General features: G+C 36.9%; 27 protein-coding genes. 25 read left to right on the forward strand and 2 right to left on the reverse strand.

Translation table 11 applies throughout. From position 1 onward, the window contains the following. The first annotated feature begins 21 nt into the window (after positions 1 to 21). Both F0527_RS04880 and F0527_RS04885 read left to right on the forward strand, forming a co-directional pair. Entirely contained in the window at positions 22 to 702 is a 681-nt protein-coding gene (locus F0527_RS04880) for a LysM peptidoglycan-binding domain-containing protein (protein WP_150283977.1), read from the forward strand. A gap of 304 nt (positions 703 to 1,006) precedes the next feature. Beyond that, complete coding sequence (locus F0527_RS04885) at positions 1,007 to 1,969, forward strand: YpdA family putative bacillithiol disulfide reductase (protein ID WP_150283978.1); 963 nt, start codon at positions 1,007 to 1,009, stop codon at positions 1,967 to 1,969. Between the two features lie 205 nt (positions 1,970 to 2,174). Here the strand turns inward: F0527_RS04885 and F0527_RS04890 are convergent, their stop codons facing one another. Continuing rightward, positions 2,175 to 2,651: a DUF2975 domain-containing protein gene (locus F0527_RS04890; RefSeq protein ID WP_370454630.1), complete on the reverse strand. Its 477-nt coding sequence runs from the start codon at positions 2,649 to 2,651 to the stop codon at positions 2,175 to 2,177. A gap of 213 nt (positions 2,652 to 2,864) precedes the next feature. Then, positions 2,865 to 3,839: an asparaginase gene (locus tag F0527_RS04895; protein WP_150283979.1), complete on the reverse strand. Its 975-nt coding sequence runs from the start codon at positions 3,837 to 3,839 to the stop codon at positions 2,865 to 2,867. A gap of 74 nt (positions 3,840 to 3,913) precedes the next feature. Here F0527_RS04895 and prsW point away from each other — a divergent pair, with 74 nt between their 5' ends. From prsW to aroH, 23 genes are all read left to right on the forward strand, one after another. Further along, positions 3,914 to 4,588 carry a glutamic-type intramembrane protease PrsW gene (gene prsW, locus F0527_RS04900; RefSeq protein WP_150283980.1) on the forward strand — a complete coding sequence of 225 codons (675 nt, stop codon included), beginning with the start codon at positions 3,914 to 3,916 and terminating at the stop codon, positions 4,586 to 4,588. A 96-nt stretch (positions 4,589 to 4,684) separates the two neighbouring features. Continuing rightward, entirely contained in the window at positions 4,685 to 5,458 is a 774-nt protein-coding gene (gene sleB, locus F0527_RS04905) for a spore cortex-lytic enzyme (RefSeq protein WP_066786013.1), read from the forward strand. Between the two features lie 21 nt (positions 5,459 to 5,479). After that, the gene (locus F0527_RS04910; protein ID WP_066786016.1) at positions 5,480 to 6,769 is read left to right on the forward strand and encodes a PepSY1/2 domain-containing protein; all 1,290 of its coding nucleotides are present in this window, start codon (positions 5,480 to 5,482) and stop codon (positions 6,767 to 6,769) included. Positions 6,770 to 6,991: 222 nt separating this feature from the next. Continuing rightward, the gene (locus tag F0527_RS04915; RefSeq protein ID WP_066786018.1) at positions 6,992 to 7,648 is read left to right on the forward strand and encodes a flagellar brake protein; all 657 of its coding nucleotides are present in this window, start codon (positions 6,992 to 6,994) and stop codon (positions 7,646 to 7,648) included. A gap of 339 nt (positions 7,649 to 7,987) precedes the next feature. After that, positions 7,988 to 8,662 carry a (d)CMP kinase gene (gene cmk / locus F0527_RS04920; protein ID WP_190323381.1) on the forward strand — a complete coding sequence of 225 codons (675 nt, stop codon included), beginning with the start codon at positions 7,988 to 7,990 and terminating at the stop codon, positions 8,660 to 8,662. After that, a complete protein-coding gene (locus F0527_RS04925; protein ID WP_150283981.1) occupies positions 8,663 to 9,256 on the forward strand; it encodes a lysophospholipid acyltransferase family protein in 594 nt (197 codons plus the stop codon). A gap of 83 nt (positions 9,257 to 9,339) precedes the next feature. Then, entirely contained in the window at positions 9,340 to 10,503 is a 1,164-nt protein-coding gene (rpsA, locus tag F0527_RS04930) for a 30S ribosomal protein S1 (protein ID WP_150283982.1), read from the forward strand. A 174-nt stretch (positions 10,504 to 10,677) separates the two neighbouring features. Further along, positions 10,678 to 11,988 carry a ribosome biogenesis GTPase Der gene (der, locus tag F0527_RS04935; protein ID WP_066786029.1) on the forward strand — a complete coding sequence of 437 codons (1,311 nt, stop codon included), beginning with the start codon at positions 10,678 to 10,680 and terminating at the stop codon, positions 11,986 to 11,988. A gap of 28 nt (positions 11,989 to 12,016) precedes the next feature. After that, the gene (locus F0527_RS04940; protein WP_066786032.1) at positions 12,017 to 13,033 is read left to right on the forward strand and encodes an NAD(P)H-dependent glycerol-3-phosphate dehydrogenase; all 1,017 of its coding nucleotides are present in this window, start codon (positions 12,017 to 12,019) and stop codon (positions 13,031 to 13,033) included. Positions 13,034 to 13,196: 163 nt separating this feature from the next. Continuing rightward, positions 13,197 to 13,418, forward strand: a complete 222-nt coding sequence (locus F0527_RS04945; RefSeq protein ID WP_307723577.1) for a DUF2768 domain-containing protein — start codon at positions 13,197 to 13,199, stop codon at positions 13,416 to 13,418. 23 nt (positions 13,419 to 13,441) lie between these two features. After that, positions 13,442 to 14,167 carry a hypothetical protein gene (locus F0527_RS04950; protein WP_150283983.1) on the forward strand — a complete coding sequence of 242 codons (726 nt, stop codon included), beginning with the start codon at positions 13,442 to 13,444 and terminating at the stop codon, positions 14,165 to 14,167. A gap of 94 nt (positions 14,168 to 14,261) precedes the next feature. Further along, a complete protein-coding gene (spoIVA, locus tag F0527_RS04955) occupies positions 14,262 to 15,740 on the forward strand; it encodes a stage IV sporulation protein A (protein WP_066786036.1) in 1,479 nt (492 codons plus the stop codon). A 340-nt stretch (positions 15,741 to 16,080) separates the two neighbouring features. After that, positions 16,081 to 16,353: an HU family DNA-binding protein gene (locus F0527_RS04960; RefSeq protein ID WP_066786039.1), complete on the forward strand. Its 273-nt coding sequence runs from the start codon at positions 16,081 to 16,083 to the stop codon at positions 16,351 to 16,353. A gap of 231 nt (positions 16,354 to 16,584) precedes the next feature. Beyond that, entirely contained in the window at positions 16,585 to 17,190 is a 606-nt protein-coding gene (gene folE, locus F0527_RS04965) for a GTP cyclohydrolase I FolE (RefSeq protein ID WP_066786042.1), read from the forward strand. Positions 17,191 to 17,251: 61 nt separating this feature from the next. After that, positions 17,252 to 17,473 (forward strand): trp RNA-binding attenuation protein MtrB, encoded by a 222-nt coding sequence (gene mtrB / locus F0527_RS04970; protein ID WP_066786045.1) that lies wholly within the window; start codon positions 17,252 to 17,254, stop codon positions 17,471 to 17,473. Between the two features lie 161 nt (positions 17,474 to 17,634). Further along, a complete protein-coding gene (locus tag F0527_RS04975; protein WP_150283984.1) occupies positions 17,635 to 18,420 on the forward strand; it encodes a heptaprenyl diphosphate synthase component 1 in 786 nt (261 codons plus the stop codon). A gap of 1 nt (position 18,421) precedes the next feature. Further along, positions 18,422 to 19,126, forward strand: coding sequence for a demethylmenaquinone methyltransferase (locus tag F0527_RS04980; protein WP_147193952.1), 705 nt, complete (start codon positions 18,422 to 18,424; stop codon positions 19,124 to 19,126). A 20-nt stretch (positions 19,127 to 19,146) separates the two neighbouring features. Then, complete coding sequence (gene hepT, locus F0527_RS04985; protein ID WP_066786058.1) at positions 19,147 to 20,121, forward strand: heptaprenyl diphosphate synthase component II; 975 nt, start codon at positions 19,147 to 19,149, stop codon at positions 20,119 to 20,121. An 85-nt stretch (positions 20,122 to 20,206) separates the two neighbouring features. Further along, on the forward strand, positions 20,207 to 20,626 hold the full coding sequence (gene ndk, locus F0527_RS04990) for a nucleoside-diphosphate kinase (protein WP_066786060.1): 420 nt from the start codon (positions 20,207 to 20,209) through the stop codon (positions 20,624 to 20,626). Positions 20,627 to 20,753: 127 nt separating this feature from the next. Continuing rightward, complete coding sequence (locus F0527_RS04995; RefSeq protein WP_066786063.1) at positions 20,754 to 21,524, forward strand: CheR family methyltransferase; 771 nt, start codon at positions 20,754 to 20,756, stop codon at positions 21,522 to 21,524. Positions 21,525 to 21,660: 136 nt separating this feature from the next. Next, the gene (gene aroC / locus F0527_RS05000) at positions 21,661 to 22,842 is read left to right on the forward strand and encodes a chorismate synthase (RefSeq protein WP_150283985.1); all 1,182 of its coding nucleotides are present in this window, start codon (positions 21,661 to 21,663) and stop codon (positions 22,840 to 22,842) included. 2 nt (positions 22,843 to 22,844) lie between these two features. Then, positions 22,845 to 23,939 (forward strand): 3-dehydroquinate synthase, encoded by a 1,095-nt coding sequence (gene aroB / locus F0527_RS05005; protein WP_150283986.1) that lies wholly within the window; start codon positions 22,845 to 22,847, stop codon positions 23,937 to 23,939. Further along, positions 23,932 to 24,294 carry a chorismate mutase gene (gene aroH / locus F0527_RS05010; protein WP_150283987.1) on the forward strand — a complete coding sequence of 121 codons (363 nt, stop codon included), beginning with the start codon at positions 23,932 to 23,934 and terminating at the stop codon, positions 24,292 to 24,294. Before aroB ends, aroH begins: the two co-directional genes overlap by 8 nt. The last annotated feature ends 19 nt before the right edge of the window (positions 24,295 to 24,313 follow it).

Below are 24,313 nucleotides of genomic sequence, written 5' to 3' on the forward strand. Positions count from 1 at the left end.
TTATTGAAATGGGGGATTTCCATGCCTCAAGATGATTACCGAGGAAAAATTGAAGAACATAGACAGGCAATTTATATTGAGCCGGAAGAAGAAGAGAAAAATCCTTCTAGAATGAAAAGAAGACATCAAAACGATGAGGGTAAGCAGAAAAAAAACCAAAGCAAACCTAAATTGCTAACAGCATTAGCAATTGTCTTTATATTAATTCCTATTTCCACCTTGATATATTTTAGTACACTCTCACATGAAAACAGTCATGAGAAAGCTGAAATAGAGAGTGACAGTGGTGTCCATATTGAGACCAATAGCGAAAAAGAAAAAGTAACTACTCAAGCGTCAAAAAAAGAGGAACAGGAGCAGCTGAAGAAAGAACAAGCCGCTCAAAAAGAAGCAGACCGAATAAATGCAGAAAAAGTGAAAAAAGAACAAGCAGAAAATGCCAAGCTTGAAGCACAAAAAGAGAAAGAAGAACAAGCAGCAAATGCAGAGCTTGAAGCACAAAAAGTGAAGCAGCAACAGTTATATGAGGAAGCAAAGGCAGCTGGACGTCTCTATAATGTTAAAGAAGGGGAAACAATTGAAAGTATCGCAATCAACTTCTATGGTAGTACTGCCGGAATTGCGATTATTCAGGAAGCAAACGGTATTACTGGAAATACCGTTGCGCCAGGAACAACAATTGCAATACCAGCCCAAAAATAAATTAGATGTAACACAAATTTTGTTTTTAGGCTAAATACCTTTGTATCTTGTAAACCATGCCTGTGTATAGGACACCGCCTCAATTATTATTGTCAATCTTAATTGAGGTGGGCAAAAGTCCGTAAAAAAATGCTTATATTTTAAAAGAGTTCGGGTATGTGGTATAGGGCGCATGCCTGTTTTTTTATGGTGTCCAGGCGTATAATGTACAATTAGACAATACTGTAAACTTAAAATTGATTGTTTAAAGGATGTATATAGAGATATCTCTGAAACGAAAGAAATTACAAGGAGTGACATTGTAGTGCTACAAGAAGAAGCAATTATTGTAGGCGGCGGTCCATGTGGCTTAGCTGCGGCTATTTCATTAAAACAGATTGGTCTAAACCCTATTATTATTGAAAAGGGAAATATCGTTAATTCGATTTATAATTATCCTACGCATCAAACATTTTTTAGTTCAAGTGAAAAACTAGGAATTGGTGATATACCTTTCATTACTGAACAACAAAAACCAAAGCGGAACCAGGCATTGGTCTATTATCGTGAAGTTGTAAAGAGAAAAGACCTAAATATTCATCGCTTCGAACGAGTTGAACAAGTAACGCCAAATGAGGGCAAGTTTATTGTGAAAACAGATCTGGCTGAATATGAAACACCGTATGTTATCATTGCGACAGGATATTATGACCATCCCAACTACATGAACATACAGGGAGAAGAACTACCAAAAGTGTATCATTATTTTAAAGAGGGCCATCCCTTCTTTGATACAGACGTATTGATTATTGGGGGGAAGAATTCTGCGATAGATGCAGGACTAGAACTTCATAAAGCAGGTGCTCGTGTGACAGTTGCCTACCGCGGGTGGGAATACTCACCGAGCATTAAACCATGGGTATTGCCAGATTTCGAGGCGCTTGTTCGCAATGGCGAAATCAATATGATGTTTAATACACTTGTGAAAGAAATTACGCAGGATGAAGTGATGTTATTGCAGGAAGGTAAAGATACTACTATCAAGAATGACTTTGTATTCGCGATGACAGGGTATCATCCTGATCATTCGTTTATTCAAAAAATGGGCGTAACAGAAGATAAAACGACGGGCCGCCCGACATTTAACCCAGAAACCATGGAAACTAATGTACCTGGATTATACATTGCAGGCGTAATTGCAGCTGGTAATAATGCTAATGAAATTTTTATTGAAAATGGAAAACTGCATGGAGATTTAATCGCAAAATCAATTAAAGAAAAACGCTAAAATAAACAGCTATGCTTTTATCGATAAGTAAATGTATCTGACGACTTATCTTTACGAAGAAACTTATAATTAAGATTGTTTTTTCAAACAATTATTGCTGTTAAAATTAAAAGACAGATTTACTCTACAAATGTGTAGAATAAATCTGTCTTTTGGATTTTATAATTTGTGACTTAAAAAACTAAGCCAGTCCTAGGGTGATCTTTCATGAATTAGATAACTTCGATTGATTTTTTATAAGTATATTTTTTATGAACGCTGATCCCGCCGCCACCATTATTGTTACAAGAAGTATCCCGGATCCCATTACTGCAATTATTGGCGGTAGTGCATTTGCATTATCAAGTGTAAAGATTCCAATGACATACAAAAGAATAATAACAAGTGCACAGTATTTTATTCGATTTAATCCTTGAACAAAGCGACTAGAAATAATAGATTGACACTCAATAATTTTAATCATATTTAGAGTCTCATATATCGCATAAAAAAAGGGCAGCGCTGTAGCGTACATTCCTAATAAAATAGGATATTTTAGATATGTAACTTCTGGATGTATTAATACGGTTTCCTGTGCTATCCTCGGTAAAACAAACACACACATTAGCAAAAAGAATATGCAAGTTAAAATTAGGGTTGAACTCAAAAAGACGTAATTGATTTTTTGCATCCTCATCATCATCTTCTCTCCTTAATTATATAGTTATTAAATATAACGACTGACTATTCAAAATGTTTCGATGAATAATGAGTCATCTGCTTTGCCACTGATGGAGTACAAAAAGGCAGAATCATAAAGATTCTGCCTAAGTAATATGAAACAAATTATTTTCTATTATTTAGTGTTTTCGATTTGATTATGATAAAAACCATGTGAATAACATACTTTACTTCTTTATTGACTTAATAACAAGCCTTCCTCATTAATCGGTTTTTTATCTTTATTTAGAGTTATTAATAGCTTAATCCGTGCCTTTTGTCCATTAAGATCAGTTACGAAAGATACACCTAGGTCCTCTAACATTTTACCGCCACCCTCATAACCATACACGCCTTGTGCGATCCCATTAAAACAACGAGAAACGAGTACAACAGGAATATTGTGTGCAATCAATTCTTTAATTGCCGGCAACAGGGATGGTGGAACATTGCCTTGTCCTAAACCTTCCAACACAACACCATCATATTTGCAATCAATTGCCGAATAAAGAAGGTCTGCTTCCATTCCAGCATATATTTTAAATAGGGCAACCTTTTTATCTAAACTGTTTACTTCTACATACTCTCGTTTGAGAGGAGCTTGTTGAAAATGAATTAAAGTTTTAGTCACTAACCCAAGCGGACCATATTGTGGCGATTGAAAAGTAGAGACTGAACTAGTAGAAGTTTTTGTTACGTTTACAGCAGAATGCAGCTCATCATTCATAACTACAAGAACACCTTTATTTCTTGCTACCTCAGAAGAAGCAACTCGGACAGCTTCCACTAGGTTGTAGACTCCATCAGCACCTAATTCATTCGATGAACGCATGGCGCCTGTTAATACAATCGGTATCTCAAGATTAGTCGTTAATTCTAAAAAATAAGCAGTTTCTTCTAAAGTATCTGTACCATGTGTAATTACAACACCATCGATAGCATGTCCCTCAACCGTCTTAATAATTAAATTTCGTAGCTCTAACATCTTCTGAGGCGTAATATGTGGTGAAGGAAGATTGAAAGCTTCTATTTCAATAATGTCAGCGATATTTTCTAGTTTTTTACTTTCTTGTATTAATGGATTTACGATATCAGGGATGACACCTCCGTCTTCACTGACATGCATAGAAATAGTGCCACCTGTATGAATAAGCAAAACTTTTTTCTTCATAAAAAGTCCTCCTCGAAATTTCATGTCTTTTCTTATAAAATAGTACTATAAATAGAGATGGGGTGCTTAAAAAAATGTTCGTTCTTTTATCCGTGTCCATTGCTCCCGCTCTAGCGCTCTTTAGTTTTTTTTATTTAAGGAATCAAATGGCGACAGAGCCGAGAACAACATTGTTACACACTTTTATATATGGTGCAATATTAACATTTCCTATATTATTTTTGCAATTTGTATTAATGGAAGAACACATATTTTCACATGTTATCTTACAAGATGTGTTATTTTCCGGAGTAGTGGAAGAGTTTTTTAAATGGTTTATATTATTTGTGGCTATTTACAATCATATAGAGTTTGATGACCCATATGACGGTGTTTTATACGGAGTCAGTATATCACTAGGATTTGCAACTGTTGAAAATATATTATATCTTCTCTCTTATGGATTAGATACAGCTTTTATGCGGGCTCTCATGCCTGTATCTAGCCATGCCCTTTTTGGCGTTGTTATGGGCTACTATCTTGGAAGAGCTAAGTTTACGGAGAAAAAGATTTCTATACGTTATCTAGTAGTAGCTTTAACTTTGCCAATGCTACTTCATATTGTATATAATTTCATCCTCACAATTGAAGGCATGTGGGCATATATTATGCTGCCATTCATGTTATTTTTATGGTGGTTTGCCCTGCGCAAAGTGAAAACTGCACATAAACAATTGGTTCAAATGCTTGTGGCGCAACAAAAATTTTAATACTTATAATGTTCTATTCTGAGAGGATTTTTTCTCTCAGTTTTTTTGTATAAAAAACATGCAAGAAACCATGCTTATAGAAAAGGAGCTGTCAATATGAGACGTTATCAAATGCTTTTGTTGGTTATTCTAAGTCTTTTTCTTACAAGCGTGGCCCCGAGGACAGGAGAAGCATTCTCCTCACAAGTTATTACAAGAGGCGCGTTTGGCGATGACGTTATTGAATTGCAATCAAGACTTCAATACATTGGATACTATAAAGGAACGATTGATGGGAAATTTGGCTATAGCACATATTGGGCATTGCGAAATTTCCAGGATCAATATGGATTGCCGATAGACGGAGTAGCTGGTGCAACGACGAAGAAGAAGTTAGCATCGGTTTCAAACTATGATAAAGACTATGTAATGGGACAAATAAGAAAAGGAAATAAATTTACTGTCTATGGTGGCCAAAAGAAAACTACACAAGAAGGCACTGGCAATGGGGCAGATATGCAAATCCCAAGTAAATTTACGGAACAGGATTTGAAGTTGTTATCAAATGCAGTATATGGAGAGTCAAGAGGAGAGCCATATGAAGGACAAGTGGCTGTAGCTGCTGTGATATTGAATCGTTTGGAAAGCCCTGATTTTCCTAACACTGTTTCAGGTATCATCTTCCAACCTGGTGCTTTTACAGCTGTATCAGATGGACAAATCTGGCTTGAACCGAATAAACAAGCGATGGAAGCAGTACTGGATGCAATGAATGGATGGGATCCCTCACAAAATGCCCTTTATTATTTCAACCCAAAAACAGCAACAAGTAAATGGATATGGACAAGAAAACAAATCACACAAATTGGCGAGCATATCTTCTGCATTTAGTAAAACTGGAGGTGAAAACGAATGAAAAAAACCATATTTTTATTAAGCTACGCATTAATAGCATGCTTAATATTTATAGTAGCATCGAATAGAGAAAATAAGGAACTTCAATATCTACTGCATGGGCAATATACAAATAAAATGGCAGATGCTTCAACACAACTAAATGAGTTACAGCAAGCTGTTCAGCAATCCTTAATGTATAAAGATACCACCGCATTGCATCAATCATTACAGGATGTATGGCGCTTGTCATCTGATATTAAATATTCCATAGCGGATTTACCGTTAGATCAAGAATTTACAAGCGAATGGATGAATTATCTTGGTCGACTAGGTAACAATGCAAAAATGACGATGACATCTAAAGAGAACGCTGATAAATGGCATGCTAACATAAAGAATGTTTCTGAAAACCTCACAAACTTTTCAAATGATTGGCAAGTAGCAACAGCTCATGTGTTGCAGCAAGATAACAATTATAAACATTGGCTAGAAGAACAAACGGCAGACCCATCGACAGGTAATTTTAAAAATATGGCTAAATCAATTAAGACATATAGAGAAAGTGATTTTCCGCTGACTGCTAGTGAATCAGATCATGAAAAGAGGAAAAACCTGCAAAAATTAGATGACCGAAAAATTAGCGAAAGCGAAGCAATAAATCGTTTTAAAGATATGTTCCCAGAGTTATCAAATGCCACTATAGTAGTGAAAAATAGCAGAAAAGGGGCACCGTATCCTTTTTATCATATTACTTTCACTAAAGGCGAACGCACAGGTTATGCGGATTTGACTGTAAAAGGTGGCCATCTTCTTTCCTATTTAGTTGAACGACCATTTGGACAAACTAGTCTTCCAATTCTAAAACTAAAAAAATTGGCAGATCAACATTTAAAAGAACTAGGCTATACCGATGTTGTTGAAACAGATGCAAGAGAAAATAGTGAAGTTTGGCACTTAAGCTACGCAAGAGTAGATCAATCAACAAAAGCGAAGATTTATGCGGACGGCGTGCAAGTGAAAATAGCTAAAGATACTGGTGAAGTTGTTGGTCTTAATGGAATTGAGTACATTCAAAAAGAAAAAGTAAAACCGCAAACGATGAAGAAAATAGATTGGAATACATTCTTTAATCGCGATGCGGAAGTAATGGAAGAGGATTTAGCATATGTTGAGGATAAAGATTTTGTTGAGAGACTTTGTTATGAAGTAACAGTTAGAGTGAACGCAAATAAAACGCAGCACACATACAAAGTACTAATTGACACAGAGACAGGTGAAGTAATTAAAAACGAGCGACTGTCATAAAAAACATATATCAGTGGGGAACGTATCCTCACTGATTTTTTTATAGGTCTAAAGGTGTCGGATGATTAAATAATATGTCGTTTTTAAATTCATAATGATAAAAATAAAAAAAATTATAAATGCATTTTATGCTCTTTTCCTTAATGTAGAATGGATATAGCTAAATTGTCCAATCCGTGGCATAATAAAAACACAACTTATGAATCATAAAGGGAGATTGCTATGGAATTGAAAATAGGTACCAATATAATATTAGAATCAATTTCTTCCGATGTAAAAGATCGCCTTCGCGCTAAAATTGTAGAGCAAAAAAACAATATTCTCTACATTGATTATCCAACCAATATACAAACAAATAAGACCTCTTTTTTGTTAGAGGGTGGACAATATCGCGTTTCTTTTGTTGATGAAGCTAAAAACGCTTTTGCATTTAAAACAGAAGTACTTGGAAGAATTAAAAACAATATTCCAATGATTATGCTGGCATTACCTGCTAACGATCAGTTTATTAGGATACAAAGGCGTGAATATGTTCGTGTAGCTACACCTGTTGATATTGCTGTAGAGTATAATCAACAGAATTATCAATATGTGGCGGAAGACATTAGCGCTGGTGGCTTAGCAATCAACATTCCCAGAATTGTACCATTTAAAGAAAATGATGAATTGCAACTTATCATTGTCTTGCCATTTTCGAATTCAAATGAAGGAGTTAAATATGTTCATACCTCTGCAAGAGTCATTCGGATAATCGAAAAAGACCAAAGAATGTTGGCTACACTGCAATTTACAAATACGGATGACGTCGACCGACAATACATTGTAAGATTCTGTTTTGAACGGCAATTACAAATTCGCAAAAAGGAAACAAGCTTTTAGGATATCTTGAAACTGTGAAGTTGTAATCTGGTAGTAAAAGCAATAGACGACTAATCATTTAATATAAAGACGAGAATAGCGTCTCCTATGAGGAAAGCCCGTCACAAAATTTTTTATTATGAATGGAAAATAATATCAAGAGAAATGGACGAATGTTGAGTTTAAAAATCACATTTGTTCGTTTTTTTATTACCTTAAATAAATATGCTAGCTTCATATTAATAAGGTGGTTCTCCTTGCTGTTTGAACGAAGATTCAATATTGAGTAATGTTTCACTTTATCTTTTCACGGGCAATTGGTTTCTGTGTTACAATATGACGGAGAGAAGGGGTTGACATTTGAATATGAATATACAAATCGCTATTGATGGTCCTGCAGGGGCCGGCAAAAGTACAATTGCCAAAATAGTGGCAGAAAAGCTTGGCTATACTTATATTGATACGGGCGCAATGTACCGTGCACTTACATTAAAAGCATTGAACGAACATATAAATTTAGAAGATGCTAAAAGCATTACTGATTTGCTTACAAATACGAAGATCCAGTTAAAGCCTTCAAGTAATGGACAACTTGTATTTCTTGATGAGAAAGATGTATCGGAAGAAATCCGTTCTAATGAAGTGACCAAGAATGTATCGAAAGTTGCTAGTCATGCAACGATGCGAGAGATTATGGTAGATCACCAGCGCGAAATGGCAAAGCAGGGCGGTGTAGTAATGGATGGACGAGATATTGCTACCGCAGTGCTGCCAGAAGCAGAATTAAAAGTATTTATGTCAGCGACAGTGGAAGAAAGAGCTCGGAGAAGATATGAGGATAATAAACACCGAGGTATTGAATCATCATTGGAACAATTAAAATCCGAAATAGCAAATCGCGATAAATTAGACAGTGAGCGTGAAGCTTCTCCTTTAATTCAGGCACCAGATGCCATTTTCCTGGATACAACAGAGCTTTCTATTTCTGAAGCTGCACAAACTATTTTGGAATTAGCAAACGAAAGGATGGGCTAAATGGACTTTTACCAATTTGCTAAAACAGTTGTGTTTAATGTACTAAAGCCAATCTACCGCATGGAAGTTATAGGGAAAGAAAATTTTCCTGAAGAAGGCGGTATACTTTTATGCTCAAATCATATCGATAATTTAGATCCTCCAATGGTGGGCATTTGTTCACCAAGACCGGTCAACTTTATGGCAAAGGAAGAGCTTTTTAAAGTACCTATTCTAAAATCCATTCTCCCTAAGGTACATGCATTTCCTGTGAAGCGCGGTTTAAGCGATAGGCAAGCTTTGCGAGTTGCAATTGATACATTAAAAGACGGCCAAGTTGTTGGTCTTTTTCCAGAAGGTACTCGCAATAAAAGCGGCAAACTAGGCAAAGGTTTTTCGGGCGCTGGTTTTTTTGCATTGCGAGGAAATGCAAATGTGGTTCCATGTGCCATCATAGGTCCATATAAACCGTTTAGAAAAGTGAAAGTTGTATTTGGTAAACCAATCGATATGGAACCGTACAGAGAAACAAAGGCAAAAGCGGAAGAAGTAACACAAGTGATCATGGATCATATCCAGCTATTGCTAAATGAACATCATCCTGAAAATAAATAATATGTGATTATAAGGGTTAATTTTTGTTTTTACTAGCAAATTCTTATAAAATAGGAATTATACATTGTGAAGGAGGATTACATATGTCTGAAGAAATGAACTTAAACGAAGTAAACGAAATCCGTGAAGGCGATGTCGTAAAAGGCAAGGTCGAACGAGTGGAAGATAAAGTTGCAATCGTCACTATAGCTGGTGCACCGTTTGATGGCGTAGTGCCAATTAGCGAGCTATCTAGCTTGCATGTGGAAAAAGCTTCTGACGCTGTCTCCGTAAATGATGAATTAGAATTAATCGTAACAAAAGTTGAAGAACCCGATGATGCAAAGCCTGGTCAATACGTGTTGTCAAAACGCAAGGTTGATGCGAAAAAGGCATGGAAAGTTTTAGAGGAACAATTTAATAACGGCGAAATAATTGAAGCTGAAGTGAAAGATGTAGTGAAGGGTGGCCTTGTCGTTGATCTAGGCGTTCGAGGATTTGTACCCGCTTCACTTGTAGAAGATCACTTTGTTGAATCTTTCGACGATTACAAAGGAAAAACGTTAACATTCAAAATCGTAGAGATGGAAGAAGAGAAAAACCGTCTAATCCTATCTCACCGCGCAGTTTTAGAAGCCCAAAAAGCTGAGAAAAAGGGCGAAGTGTTAGGTGGTATTCATGAAGGGGATGTACTAGAAGGCACTGTTCAGCGTTTAGCTTCGTTCGGTGCATTTGTAGATCTGGGTGGCGTTGACGGCCTTGTACACATTTCTCAGGTATCTCACGAACATATTGATGATGTGGCAACCGTTCTTTCTGAAGGACAACGTGTTAAAGTAAAAGTTCTATCCGTTGATCCAGAACAAGAGCGTATTTCTTTATCTATTAAAGAAACACAAGAAGGCCCATGGGCAAATATTGAAGAGAAAGCTCCAGTGGGTGCTGTTCTTACAGGGAAAGTGAAACGCCTAGTTGGTTTTGGCGCTTTCATCGAAGTATTCCCAGGTGTAGAAGGACTTGTCCATATCTCGCAAATTTCACATAATCATATTTCCACTCCTCATGAAGCTTTAAAAGAAGGCCAAGAGGTGGAAGTGAAGGTTCTGGGCGTTGATCAAAACGAAAAACGTTTATCTCTTAGCATTAAAGCATTACTAAATAATGCAGAAGAAGAAGTAACAGACTATGAAATGCCAGAAGAAACAAATGGATTTTCATTCGGTGATGTGATTGGTGATCAACTAAAAAATTTCTCAAAAAATAACTAATTAAAAGAAACAGACGCAAAGAATCGTTCTAGCGTCTGTTTTTTCTTGCAATGCATCAGTTTTTTGATAAAATAAAGATATATTGACTTGAATTGTAGGTGATGGTGACAGATCAGATGCCATCACCTTTTTTGTTGTATAATAGGATTAAGAAGTTGGAAGGATGAATTTAAAATGACGAAACCGATTGTCGCAATTGTCGGCCGTCCAAATGTCGGTAAATCGACTATTTTTAACAGAATTGTAGGTGAACGTGTGTCCATAGTGGAGGATATTCCAGGTGTGACGCGCGACCGAATCTACAGTTCTGCGGACTGGCTTACACATGATTTTAATATTATTGATACTGGCGGTATTGATATAGGAGATGAGCCGTTTTTAGAACAAATTCGCCATCAAGCAGAGATTGCCATGGACGAAGCAGATGTAATAATCTTTATGGTCAATGGAAGAGAAGGCGTAACATTGGCAGATGAGCATGTAGCCAAAATTTTATACAAAACAAAAAAACCAGTAGTACTAGCTGTTAATAAAATTGATAACCCTGATATGAGAGATATGATATATGATTTTTATTCATTAGGCTTCGGCGATCCATTCCCAATTTCAGGCTCACATGGTTTAGGCTTAGGAGATTTGCTTGATGAAGTAGCTAAACATTTCCCAAATGAAGAAGAACAAGTATACGATGAGGATGTCATTAAGTTTTCATTAATTGGCCGTCCAAATGTCGGCAAATCTTCTTTAGTTAATGCCTTTCTTGGAGATAACCGAGTTATTGTCAGCGATGTTGCTGGTACAACGCGTGATGCCATTGACTCAAATTATGAATTTGATGGTCAAGAATATGTCATCATTGACACTGCTGGAATGCGCAAAAAAGGAAAAGTCTATGAGACAACAGAGAAATACAGTGTCCTTCGAGCCCTTCGAGCAATTGAACGTTCAGATGTTGTTTTGGTTGTTTTAAACGGCGAAGAAGGTATTCAAGAACAAGACAAAAAAATTGCTGGCTATGCGCATCAAGCTGGTAAAGCTGTCATTATTGTTGTGAATAAATGGGATGTTGTAGAGAAAGACGAAAAAACAATGAATGAAAAAACAAAGGAAATTAGAGAACAATTCCAGTTTCTTGACTATGCACCTATTATTTTTGTGTCTGCTAAAACCAAGAAACGTGTACATTCCATTTTGCCAATTATTAATCGCGTCAGCGAAAATCATTCCATGCGGATTCAATCGAGCATCTTAAACGAAGTAATTTCAGATGCTGTAGCAAGAAATCCTGCACCAACAGATAAAGGTCGTCGCTTACGTATTTACTATGTAACTCAAGTAGCGATTAAGCCGCCAACATTTGTTGTCTTTGTCAATGATCCGGAATTAATGCACTTTACTTACGAGCGTTTCCTAGAAAACCGAATTCGCGATACTTTTGACTTTGAAGGAACGCCGATTAAGTTGATTACAAGAGCGAGGGACTAATAACTATTTAATAGAAAGGGGCTTTTACATGAGTCGTGTAGCAGTGCTAGGAGCAGGTTCATGGGGGACATCATTAGCGATTGTTCTAGCAGAAAACGGGCATGATACATTACTATGGACACATAGAAAAGAACAGGCGGAAGAAATTAGCAACCAACATAGGAATGCTAAATATTTGCCGGAAACAATCTTGCCGGAGAATTTAAATGCGACAGATGATATGGAAAAGGCAATTTCACATGCGGAAATAGTTGTCATGGCTGTGCCTACTAAAGGTATCCGCGAGACTTGTAAAAAAATGCTCAAGACATTAGACAAAAAGGTCCTTTTTATACATGTCTCAAAAGGAATCGAACCAAATACTTTATTGCGGATATCTGATATTATTAAAGAAGAAATTCCAGCTGAATTTATTGAGGAAATTGTAGTCTTGTCAGGTCCTAGTCATGCAGAAGAAGTGGTATTGCATCATCCTACAACAGTAGCAGCTGCGTGTGAAGATATAGTAGCAGCTGAGCGAGTACAAGATTTATTTATGAATCAATATTTCAGAGTATATACAAATAAGGATGTCATCGGCGTAGAAATAGGCGGTGCCTTAAAGAATGTTATCGCATTAGCTGCAGGAGCCGTTGATGGTTTAGGATTTGGCGACAATGCCAAAGCCGCCCTAATTACGCGAGGTCTTGCCGAAATCTCCAGATTGGGTGTGAAAATGGGTGCTAACCCACTTACATTCTCAGGGCTGGCAGGCATGGGTGATTTAATTGTCACATGTACAAGCGTCCACTCCCGTAACTGGAGAGCGGGCCATATGCTCGGCAAAGGGTATACACTAGATGAGATTCTTGAACAAATGGGCATGGTGGTAGAAGGCGTTCGTACAACAAAGGCAGCCCATCAGCTTGCAGAGAAGTACGATGTGTCCATGCCGATTGCAGAAGCGTTGTACAGCGTTTTGTTTGAGGATAAGAATCCTCGTCAAACGGTGGAAGAACTTATGCTTAGAGTGAAAAAGCAAGAATTAGATGCGTATTATCTTTAAACTTTGTTAACTTCCATACTGTATAATGGTGTCATAAGATATTTTCAACGATCTACGTATTTAGTGAATAGTCAAAATAAGAGGTGAGCAGCAGCCATCTCTTATTTTTTTAGGCTATCTCATAGGGTTTAACTGAATGTACATAAGAAAGGTGGTTGTATCGTTGTCAAATTTAGTGCTTCTTGCTAGTACAGGCATATCCGGTATGACAATGATGTGGATTTCTTTTTATTCCATTGGTTTTATGCTTGTCGCGTCAGGACTCATTTATTTAAGCAGACAAAAGATAAAAAATCGAATTATCAGTTCAATTGTCGCGTTGATTGCGTATATTTTTTTAATAATTGGCTTTTTGACAATGGTATTTGTTGTAATGTCATTTTAAAATAAATTAATGAGGGAAAGTTTATGAAAAAATATAGCTTATTATTATTTGTTGCATTACTTACAGTGGTGTTGACAGGATGTATGTATCCAGATAAAGAGAAAGTAGAAAATCAATTGCCTGATCAAGCACAGTTATTAACAGTCCAAAAGACTATTGATCAATTCAGAAAAGATACAGGCGGTTTATTGCCGATTCAGAATCGTGATCAAGATGTAGACCAATATATCAAGTACCCAATAGATTTTTCAAAGCTTATAAGTGGCGGATATATTCCGAAAGCTCCAGGCAATTCTTTTGAAAAGGGCGGAATATATCAATATGTAATCTGGCATGCAGAGAGCAAAAAGCCAAAAGTAAAATTAGTCGATCTGCGGGGCACTGAAATTATCCGAGAGATGAATATTAAAAAAGGTGTGAATGGATTTGTGCCAATTGCGGGCCAAATCAAGGATGATATTTATCAAATAGATTATAAAAAAATGGGCTATAAACAAGCCCCTACTGTTCCTAGCCCTTATTCAAATACCAATCTGCCCTTTATAGTAAAAGGAAGTGGCGAAATTTGCATTGATTATTCTATTGAACTGCAAAGAATTCTTGATAAAGAAAAGCCAAATGTGAAAAGTGGTGAGGATATCAGACACCTTTTATCGGATCGCTATGAGGTTTTGCCTGCCTATTCTTTGCCTTATACAGTGAATGACAAACAAGAAGTTGAATTTCTTACAGATTCGAAAAGAAAATAATAATTTACCTTTTTAAAAAGCGTTTCATGACTTGTGCATGAAACGTTTTTTGCGTGCATAGGATATAGTGCTGAGAAAAAGGGGGAAGAAAAACATGTCACAAGAAGTGTACGAGCAAATGGCAACAAGAACGAACGGCGATATTTATATTGGTGTAGTAGGACCTGTAAGAGTAGGTAAATCAACGTTTACAAAGCGTGTTATGGATATTATGGTATTACCGAATATGGAAGATGAAAAAGAAAGACAACGAGCACAAGATGAGCTGCCACAAAGCTCGCCTGGTCCAGTCATTATGACAACAGAACCTAAATTTGTCCCAGCGAATGGCGCGCAAATTTCAGTAGGCAATCAGGATATGCCTTTTAAGATTAGATTTGCAGATTGTGTAGGATACATTATTGATGGAGTGAAAGGCTATGAAGATGAAAATGGACCAAAGTTGGTACATACACCATGGCACAACGACCCAATTCCATTCCAAGATGCAGCTAAAATTGGCACAGACAAAATTATACGAGAGCATGCTAATATTGGTGTTGTAATGACGACTGATGGTACAGTTAATGGTATTCCGCGTGAATCTGTCCGTCAGGCGGAGCAAGATATTATTGATCAATTACAAGAAATCGGCAAACCATTTGTCATTGTAGTGAATAGCAAAATGCCAGCACATACGACTGCTAAAGAATTATGTGATGAACTACATGAGAGGTATAATGCACCAGTCATTTCTACATCAGTAGATCAAATGACGTTAAATGAGGTAAAACATATCCTAGAAGAAGCATTATATGAATTCCCAATTAAAAAATTGGAAATGGAAAAACCGGATTGGTTGGATGTACTAGAAGAGAATCATGAATTAAATAAATTGATCAAGCAATCAATTGACAATTGGAAGCAATCTGTCAATAAAATTAGAGATATTGAACGCTTGACAAAAGAATTGCTTGATGAGGACTTCATTGCTTCAGCACAGGTGAAAAGTGTAGATGCGGGATTAGGGCATGCGATAATTAGCTTACAACTGAAAAATGATATTTTCAAAAATATCTGTGACGAATGGCTGGAAGAACCTATCCAAAGTAAGAAGGATTGGTTATTATTTATAAAAGAATCGCAACAAGCGAGAAAATCTTATCAACGCTTCCATGAAGCAATTGAGCAAGCACGCAAGGATGGTTATGGTGTAACACTGCCGACCCTTCAGGAATTCGAACCGTCAAGACCAGAGATTATTAAACAGAATAATTTCTTTGGTGTCCGCATGGAAGCAAAAGCACCATCTTATCACATTTTACGTATTGATATGGCAGCGGAATTCGCACCATTGATTGGGTCAGAGTTTCATAGCCAGCAGCTGCTGAAAGATTTAACGTATGCCTTTTTACATGATCGGGATGCATTATGGGAAACGCAATTATTCGGCACACCATTGTTTGAAGTAATGAAAGAAAGCATTGCTTACAAGACAGATGCAGTTCCTAAACATGCAAAAGCAAGAATGCGCCAAACGATAGAAAAAATGGTCAATAAAGGCGATTCAGGCATGGTAACATTTATTTTATAAATACAATGAATCTGGAATGAAGCTTGATTTATCTAAATAAAGAAAATAATTTATAAATTGAATAAAAGGAACAATGAAGGACTATTTACAGTATGTAAGTAGCCCTTTTTTTATGGTGTTTTTCATGTATCTATATGTAAAATCGATATCATATATTTGCTTTAATTGTACATATTTTACTGTCGTATACTTCATTTAAACATGCTATATTGGTTGAGACAGGCATTATTATTTGCTTAAAATCAACAAATGAAGTATAAATATTGTTGCACAGTAAATAGTGTTGTGATAATCTTTTTACATGATTTAGTGGTATGCCTTTTGAGAGGAGGTGAATGGTGTGAATAAAACAGATTTAGTAAACTCTGTTGCAGAAACTGCAGAACTTTCTAAGAAAGATGCAACAAAAGCAGTTGACGCAGTATTTGAATCTATCCAAGCAGCTCTTGCAAAGGGAGATAAAGTACAATTAATTGGTTTTGGTAACTTTGAAATCCGCGAACGTGCGGCTCGTAAAGGACGCAATCCTCAAACGGGTGAAGAAATCGAAATCGCTGCAAGCAAAGTACCTGCATTCAAGCCAGGTAAAGCGCTTAAAGATGCAGTAAAATAATTTTGCATCTGTTACATAGAGTAGCCAATTTAACTGGCTACTCTTTTTGTATAATTAAGAGTGAACAGGACCAACTATACATAAAAAGATATTACTTAGTGGGATGGGCTAAGAATAATATAGGTTTTTTTAAGTTTAGAAAATGGGATAAATCCGTTTTCATATTTTGCGATTAGAGGTCTTGTATGTTAATCTCATTTTGAGACTTTTTTAGAAGCATAGGGGGTTACCATGATTAATATTAAAGAAGAGAAAATCGATCATTCAAATTCGAATGTTGACTTAAATAAAATTGAACAAGCAGTAAAAATGATACTTGAAGCAGTAGGAGAAAATCCTGATCGTGAAGGATTATTAGATACGCCAAAACGTGTGGCGAAAATGTATGCAGAAATGTTCCAAGGTCTTCATATAGATGCTAGAGATTATTTTAAAACAGTTTTTCATGAAGAGCATAATGAAGTAGTGTTAGTAAAAGATATACCATTCTATTCTATGTGTGAACATCACTTAGTACCTTTTTATGGTAAAGCACATATTGCTTATTTGCCAAAGGGTGGAGTTGTTGCAGGTCTAAGCAAGCTTGCGCGAACAGTTGAAACTATATCACACCGTCCACAATTGCAAGAACGTATTACAAGTGAAATTGCTGAAACAATGATGGAAATGCTAGAGCCAGAAGGTGTTTATGTTGTGGTGGAAGCAGAGCATATGTGCATGACTATGAGAGGTATTAAAAAACCAGGTGCAAAAACGGTTACATCTTCAGCAAAAGGAATCTTTTCAGAAGATGATGTGAAACGACAAGAAATACTATCATTCATTAAAATGGCTTAATTTACGCCTTTTTTTATGGTATGATAGGAAAAGGAAATTCGAATACAAGGAGACTCTTCAAATGGGCCAAAATGATTATGTAGTAATACGTGCAAAGGAAGATGGCGTCCATGTGATCGGTTTGACTCGCGGGAATGATACAAAATTTCACCACTCGGAAAAACTGGATGAGGGTGAAGTAATGATCGCGCAATTTACAGAACACACTTCAGCGATGAAAATTCGAGGCAAAGCAGAGATTCAAACAGCATTTGGTATTGTTGAAAGCGATGCGAAAAAATAAAATTATAGCCCGTTATACTATCTCTTGAAAATAAGGTGTTGAAAGATTGATTGGGCCAAGCTTGCAGTAGGTGAAAAAGCCCCAATTGACCTTTTACATTGTTAAAACGAGATAAGTAATACAGTATAGCAACAGGAAATGAACTGAATGGAGAAAAGTTTATGAATGCAGCAATTTTAGAAGAACATTTATTACAATCAAAAAATAATATATTAACCAAATTGCATCATAGAACGCTCCTGCAGTATACAGGCCAGCCAATTATTTTTGATGGACAACTTCGCTATATATTATTGCCAAAATTGAACGGCGAACATTGGCCGAAAAAAATAGAACAGGCTGTAAACGCAGTTGCTATGGTTTATGCCGCATTGAATGGCCATGAACAAATCAACGAACAAGATGCTGCCACAAAAAGGCAGCAACTAACAGTTCTTGCTGGCGATTACTATAGCGGTATGTATTATGCAACACTTGCAAAAATTCCTGATATTGAACTTGTTCGTTCATTGTCTGAGGCTGTCGCCAAGAGTAGCGAATCTAGGACTGTTTTGTATGAGCCTATGAAGCGTTCGATGGATGAATGGTATAAGATTCTAGAAGTGATCGAATCAACGATTACATGCCAGTTTTTGAAACATTTTAATCTAGATAGTTATATTGAAATTGTCAAAGACGGACTGGTTTTGGAACGACTTAAACGAGAATTACAGTTCTTACAAGAAAAGCATATGAAAACGCCATTCCTGAAAATACTAGAACAACAGCAAGAGTATGCAGGCATGAACAATGAACAAATTTTAAGACGGCTAATCTCTAACCTTTCATCTAGGCTAATACGTATTATTACAGCTTCTCCGATCTTACAAGATGAAGTAAAAACATTTATGTTGCAGCATGTTGAAGTAAATGTAGAGGCACAGATTACGATGAAAGGTGTTGAGTAGAATGGCTCAATCTAAAGAAGAGCGCGTACACGCTGTATTTGAAAATATTTCAGATAGCTACGATAAGATGAATTCTGTTATTAGTTTTCAGATGCATAAAAATTGGCGTAAAGATACAATGAAACGCATGGCTGTAAAACCAGGTTCTCATGCGCTAGACGTCTGCTGCGGCACTGCAGATTGGACAATTGCGCTTGCTGACGCAGTTGGAGAGAATGGCCATGTCACAGGGCTAGACTTCAGCCAAAATATGCTGAATGTAGGCATTGAAAAAACAAAGAATATAAAACAAATAGAGCTAATACAAGGAAATGCGATGGAACTGCCATTTGATGATAATACGTTTGATTATGTAACAATTGGCTTTGGTCTTCGCAATGTACCTGATTATATGCAAGTTTTAAAAGAAATGCACCGTGTGGTAAAACCGGGCGGCAAGGTTGTATGCCTTGAAACATCGCAACCTGAAATTCCGGGTTATAGACAATTGTTCCGCTTTTATTTTCACTATATCATGCCGTTATTCGGCAAGCTTTTTGCTAAAAGTTTCAATGAATATTCTTGGTTGCAAGAATCTGCTAATGATTTCCCAGGGATGAAAGAATTGAAAAAAATGTTTGAAGCTGCGGGCTTACAAAATGTAATATACAAATCATATAGTGGCGGAGCAGCTGCTATGCATATGGGCATAAAAAAAGAAATTTAGTGTAGGGGATGTTTAGACGCGTGGAAAAGATGAAGTTAAAGCTTCTTTATGCTGATCTGCAATCAGACATAAGAGTCATCGAAAAAGAATTAGAAACAGCGTTGGATTCATCTTCACACTATTTGAAAGATGCCTCTCTCCATTTGCTGAAGGCTGGCGGAAAACGTATTCGACCTGTCTTTGTGTTGCTCGGTGCAAAATTTGGCCAATATAATATAGATGATATGAAAAACGTAGCTGTGCCACTTGAGTTAATACATATGGCATCGCTTGTACATGACGATGTCATCGATGACGCTGAGCTGCGTAGAGGGCGTCCTACTGTTAAATCCCAATGGAATAATCGTGTTGCTATGTATGCCGGTGATTTTATTTTTGCAAGGGCATTAGAATATATGACTAATATTCAAAATGAAAAGGCTCACCAAATTCTATCTAAAACGATGGTGGAAATTGTGCAGGGAGAAATCATTCAAATTGAGGATAAGATGCATTTAAACCAATCTATCCGTGATTATTTCCGTAGAATTAAACGGAAAACTGCATTGCTTATATCCTCAAGCTGCCAGCTTGGTGCTGTAGCCGCTGGAGCAGATGATAGCGTAGCACATCACTTAAAGAAGTTCGGCTACTATGTAGGCATGTCATTCCAAATCATTGATGATGTTCTGGATCTGACAGCTACAGATAAACAGTTAGGGAAACCCGCAGGCAGTGATTTACTTCAGGGGAATATCACATTGCCTGTCTTATTGGCGAAAAACGATTCAGCTATTCGGCCATATATTGAAAAAGCTTTGAGCGGCGATATGAAAGAAGATGAACGACAAGTTTTCTTGAAAAAAATGCGTAGCTCTAACGCAATCAACGAAGCCTATCATATAAGCAACTTATATTTGCAAAAAGCTTTAAAAGAAATTGAAGAATTGCCAGCCAATTCTGTGAAAAAGTCTTTAAAAGATATTGCTTTATATATGGGGAAACGCAAATTCTAAAAATTGTTGAACATTCAAGCGTTCAATGATACTATTTTCAAGTAGGGTTTTTACCCTAGAACATCTTAAGGAGTTGTAATATTTAATGGCTATCCAAAAAACATTTTTAATGGTTAAACCTGACGGTGTAAAACGCCAATTAGTTGGTGACATCGTTGATCGATTCGAACGCAAAGGTTTCGTACTAAAAGGTGCTAAACTTATGCAAGTATCTCAAGAATTAGCTGAAAAACACTATGCCGAACATGCGGACAAGCCATTCTTTGGTGAATTAACTGAATTCATCACATCTGGTCCTGTATTTGCGATGGTATGGGAAGGCGAAAACGTTATCTCTGTAGCTCGTCTAATGATGGGTGCTACAAACCCTGAGCAATCAGCGCCTGGCACAATTCGTGGTGACTACTCAACAACTTTATCTCACAATGTGATCCACGGTTCTGATTCATTGGCTTCAGCAGAACGTGAAATCGGTCTATTCTTCACAGAAGAAGAAATTCACTAATATCAAGAAAACTGTTCACTTCAAATGAACAGTTTTTTTATTTTCCTTCAAACTCTATTAATAGACCATTTCCGATTTGGAACTAATTAGGTATAATAAACCTAGGTCTAAAGAGAGGGAAGAGCATATGACGGATTATGAAGGATTTATCACAAATATTAAACGTAAAACAAACATTGATTTGGCTTTATATAAAGAAGCCCAGATGAAAAGAAGGTTAACATCCCTATATGAAAAAAGAGGATTTAAAAATTTCAATGATTTTTATAAGGGAATGGAAAGAGATCAACAATTATTAAATGAATTTTTGGATCGAATGACAATAAATGTATCAGAGTTTTATCGTAACGGCAAACGGTGGGAAGTTCTTCAAAATAAGATATTTCCAAGATTATTAAAAGAGAATAGAAAACTCAAAATATGGAGTGCAGCCTGCTCAACGGGAGAAGAGCCATATACTATCGCTATGGTCTTATCAAACTATCTTCCTTTATCGCAGATTTCAATTTTAGCAACTGACCTTGATGAAAATGCAATAGCAAAAGCAAAAACTGGGATATATCCAGAACGATCGCTAGCAGAGGTTCCTACAGCTATTAAAGAAAAGTATTTTGTGAAAAACGGGATGTTCTACCAAGTGAAAGATGAAATAAAACGGACAGTGACCTTCCGCAAACATAACTTGCTCAAAGATCCATATGAACAAAATTATGATTTGATTGTGTGCCGCAATGTAATGATCTATTTTACAGAAGAAGCAAAAGATCAAATATACCTCAATTTTAGTAAAGCGCTTCGGCCAGGTGGAGTATTATTTGTTGGTAGTACAGAGCAAATCTTTAATCCATCAAAATATTCGTTTGATATTGAAGATACATTTTTTTATAGCAAGGCATAAGTTGAAGGCGCTTTCGTTTTATACGAAATGCGCTCTTTTTATTAATCACAAATTTATCCGTCTGTTCATGCTTTTTTGAGTTAAAATATGTTATAGTGAAAAACATACACTTTAACGAGTTGAAGGGGGAAAGTATATGCGTTATTTAACAGCAGGAGAGTCGCATGGACCACAATTAACTACTATTATCGAAGGAATACCAGCCCAATTAGAGCTAACAACAGAACAGATTAATAAAGAACTTAAACGTCGACAAGGTGGCCATGGAAGAGGGCGTCGCATGCAAATAGAAACAGATACTGTAGAGATTGCTTCAGGTGTTCGACATGGCAAGACGTTAGGGTCGCCGATTGCGCTAATTGTCAAAAATGATGATTGGAAACACTGGACAAAAATTATGGGTGCGGACCCTTTGCCAGAAGATATAAACCCAGATGAGATTAAAAGAAAAATTACGAGGCCACGCCCAGGACATGCAGATTTAGTAGGCGGAATTAAATACGGTCATAGAGACTTAAGAAATGTATTGGAACGCTCATCGGCAAGAGAAACGACTGTGCGTGTAGCAGTTGGCGCTGTAGCAAAAGTTTTACTAAATGAATTAGGCATCCATATTGTATCGCACGTAACAGAAATCGGGGGAGTCATTGCAAATCCTGAAACGACGATGAATAAAACAGTTCATGAAATTCGTCAAATCATTGAAAATGATCCGTGTTATTGTGTAGATCAAGATGCTTCTATTAAGATGGTAGAAGCAATTGACGCAGCTAAAAAAGCGGGAGATTCGATTGGCGGCGTTGTAGAAGTTATAGTAGAAGGTGTACCAGCTGGAATCGGTTCTTATGTCCATTATGACCGTAAATTGGATGGTAAATTAGCTGCGGCTATGATGAGCATCAATGCCTTTAAAGGAGTGGAATTTGGTCTTGGCTTTGAAATGGCTCATTTAAAAGGCAGCGAGGTGCATGATGAAATTCTCTGGAATCCTGAAGAGGGATACACAAGGAGAACCAATCACTTAGGCGGTCTAGAAGGTGGTATGTCTACTGGGATGCCAATCGTCGTTCGAGGAGTAATGAAGCCTATTCCGACATTATATAAACCACTTCAAAGTGTTGATATTGATACTAAGGAACCTTTTAAGGCAAGTGTCGAGCGTTCCGATAGTTGTGCTGTACCTGCTGCTTCAGTGGTGGCAGAACATGTTGTAGCTTTCGAAATAGCAAAAGCTATCGTTGAACATTTCCATAGCGACCAGCTTGGCCAATTAAAAGACCAAATAAATGAGATGAGAAAAATAATGAAGGAGTTTTAGTGATGAAAATTCCAATCCATACTCCCTCCCGTAGCTATAATGTGCATATAGGTCAGGGAGACCTTGAAGAAGCTATAAAAACGTATCAACAATTTATCGTAGAAAGAGACAAGGTAATTGTATTTACGGACGAAAATGTATGGGGAATCTATAAAGATGCATTCACAAAGAGTTTCCCTTTTCCGTTCTCTGTATTTGTTATGCCAGGCGGAGAAGCATGCAAAACATTTGAGCAATACTTAGCCGCGCAGACATTTTTGTTAGAACAAAATTGTACACGTAAATCAATGCTGTTTGCTTTTGGTGGCGGAGCAGTTGGTGATCTTACAGGCTTTGTTGCCTCCACTTTTATGAGAGGAATTCCGATCATTCAATTGCCTACGACCATTCTTGCCCACGATAGCGCAGTAGGAGGAAAGACTGCGATAAATCATGCTTTAGGCAAAAATATGATAGGAACCTTTTATCAACCAGAAGGTGTCATATTCGATATTGAATTTTTAAAAAGCTTGCCAGCACAAGAGGTAAGATCAGGAATGGCTGAAGTAGTAAAACATGCACTTATTTCTGACATGGTCTGGTTACAGGAATTAATGGAACTTCCGCCAATGTTCAATCTAGATGATGAGAAAACGATGGGCTATTTAGAACATGGGATTCGTGTAAAGGCTAATATAGTAGCCCAAGATGAAGAAGAACATGGCGTACGAAAATTTTTAAACTTTGGCCATACATACGGCCATGCACTAGAAGCAGCATTTGGCTTTGGAAAATTAACGCACGGCGAAGCAGTGATGATTGGAATGGTATATGCTTTATTGCTAAGCGAGAAGTATGGTCAAATATCACGCTCATTTACGAAAGAATTTCTTTTGTTTGCTATACGTAATAAATATCCTGTAGAATCCGTTGCTAATTTTAATTTTGATGAATTATTTGAGTTTATGCAAAAGGATAAAAAAGCTGAAGATGGTGAACTGCAGTTTGTACTTTTAAAGGATATCGGTAAACCATTCACTCAGCGAATATCTCGTAGTGAGTGTCAAGAAACGGATCTTCTTTTAAGAGAATTAATAGAGGGGGTATCATATGATTAGAGGAATACGAGGCGCCAGTACAATCGCTTATGATAATCCAGCATTAGTAATGCAGGAAACAAAGAATTTAATGGAGCGAATAATAAAGGATAACGAGGTGCTTCCGGAGAATGTTGCATCAGTGATTATTTCTACAACTGCAGATATCGTTTCAGCTTTTCCTGCTAAAGCTGTACGGTCACTTCCGAAATGGGAGTATGTTCCCGTTATGTGTACACATGAGATGAATGTGCCAAACGGGCTTCCCCTATGTATCCGAGTACTAGTACATGTGAATACAACTGTCCCACAAAATGAAATCCAGCACATCTATCTGAATGAGGCTGTAAAATTAAGACCAGATTTGACAAAATAATAGATATAGAAGGAGAGAG

The organism is Rummeliibacillus sp. TYF-LIM-RU47, assembly GCF_008638315.1.
In the GTDB taxonomy this organism is placed as follows: domain Bacteria; phylum Bacillota; class Bacilli; order Bacillales_A; family Planococcaceae; genus Rummeliibacillus; species Rummeliibacillus stabekisii.

Bases quoted from the DNA above. Each gene is read 5' to 3' on its own strand.
- F0527_RS04880 (WP_150283977.1), top strand. From the start codon at position 22: ATGCCTCAAGATGATTACCGAGGAAAAATTGAAGAACATAGACAGGCA.
- F0527_RS04890 (WP_370454630.1), bottom strand. From the start codon at position 2,651: ATGATGATGAGGATGCAAAAAATCAATTACGTCTTTTTGAGTTCAACC.
- F0527_RS04895 (WP_150283979.1), bottom strand. From the start codon at position 3,839: ATGAAGAAAAAAGTTTTGCTTATTCATACAGGTGGCACTATTTCTATG.
- prsW (WP_150283980.1), top strand. From the start codon at position 3,914: ATGTTCGTTCTTTTATCCGTGTCCATTGCTCCCGCTCTAGCGCTCTTT.
- sleB (WP_066786013.1), top strand. From the start codon at position 4,685: ATGAGACGTTATCAAATGCTTTTGTTGGTTATTCTAAGTCTTTTTCTT.
- F0527_RS04910 (WP_066786016.1), top strand. From the start codon at position 5,480: ATGAAAAAAACCATATTTTTATTAAGCTACGCATTAATAGCATGCTTA.
- F0527_RS04915 (WP_066786018.1), top strand. From the start codon at position 6,992: ATGGAATTGAAAATAGGTACCAATATAATATTAGAATCAATTTCTTCC.
- F0527_RS04925 (WP_150283981.1), top strand. From the start codon at position 8,663: ATGGACTTTTACCAATTTGCTAAAACAGTTGTGTTTAATGTACTAAAG.
- rpsA (WP_150283982.1), top strand. From the start codon at position 9,340: ATGTCTGAAGAAATGAACTTAAACGAAGTAAACGAAATCCGTGAAGGC.
- der (WP_066786029.1), top strand. From the start codon at position 10,678: ATGACGAAACCGATTGTCGCAATTGTCGGCCGTCCAAATGTCGGTAAA.
- F0527_RS04940 (WP_066786032.1), top strand. From the start codon at position 12,017: ATGAGTCGTGTAGCAGTGCTAGGAGCAGGTTCATGGGGGACATCATTA.
- F0527_RS04950 (WP_150283983.1), top strand. From the start codon at position 13,442: ATGAAAAAATATAGCTTATTATTATTTGTTGCATTACTTACAGTGGTG.
- spoIVA (WP_066786036.1), top strand. From the start codon at position 14,262: ATGTCACAAGAAGTGTACGAGCAAATGGCAACAAGAACGAACGGCGAT.
- folE (WP_066786042.1), top strand. From the start codon at position 16,585: ATGATTAATATTAAAGAAGAGAAAATCGATCATTCAAATTCGAATGTT.
- mtrB (WP_066786045.1), top strand. From the start codon at position 17,252: ATGGGCCAAAATGATTATGTAGTAATACGTGCAAAGGAAGATGGCGTC.
- F0527_RS04975 (WP_150283984.1), top strand. From the start codon at position 17,635: ATGAATGCAGCAATTTTAGAAGAACATTTATTACAATCAAAAAATAAT.
- F0527_RS04980 (WP_147193952.1), top strand. From the start codon at position 18,422: ATGGCTCAATCTAAAGAAGAGCGCGTACACGCTGTATTTGAAAATATT.
- ndk (WP_066786060.1), top strand. From the start codon at position 20,207: ATGGCTATCCAAAAAACATTTTTAATGGTTAAACCTGACGGTGTAAAA.
- F0527_RS04995 (WP_066786063.1), top strand. From the start codon at position 20,754: ATGACGGATTATGAAGGATTTATCACAAATATTAAACGTAAAACAAAC.
- aroC (WP_150283985.1), top strand. From the start codon at position 21,661: ATGCGTTATTTAACAGCAGGAGAGTCGCATGGACCACAATTAACTACT.
- aroB (WP_150283986.1), top strand. From the start codon at position 22,845: ATGAAAATTCCAATCCATACTCCCTCCCGTAGCTATAATGTGCATATA.
- aroH (WP_150283987.1), top strand. From the start codon at position 23,932: ATGATTAGAGGAATACGAGGCGCCAGTACAATCGCTTATGATAATCCA.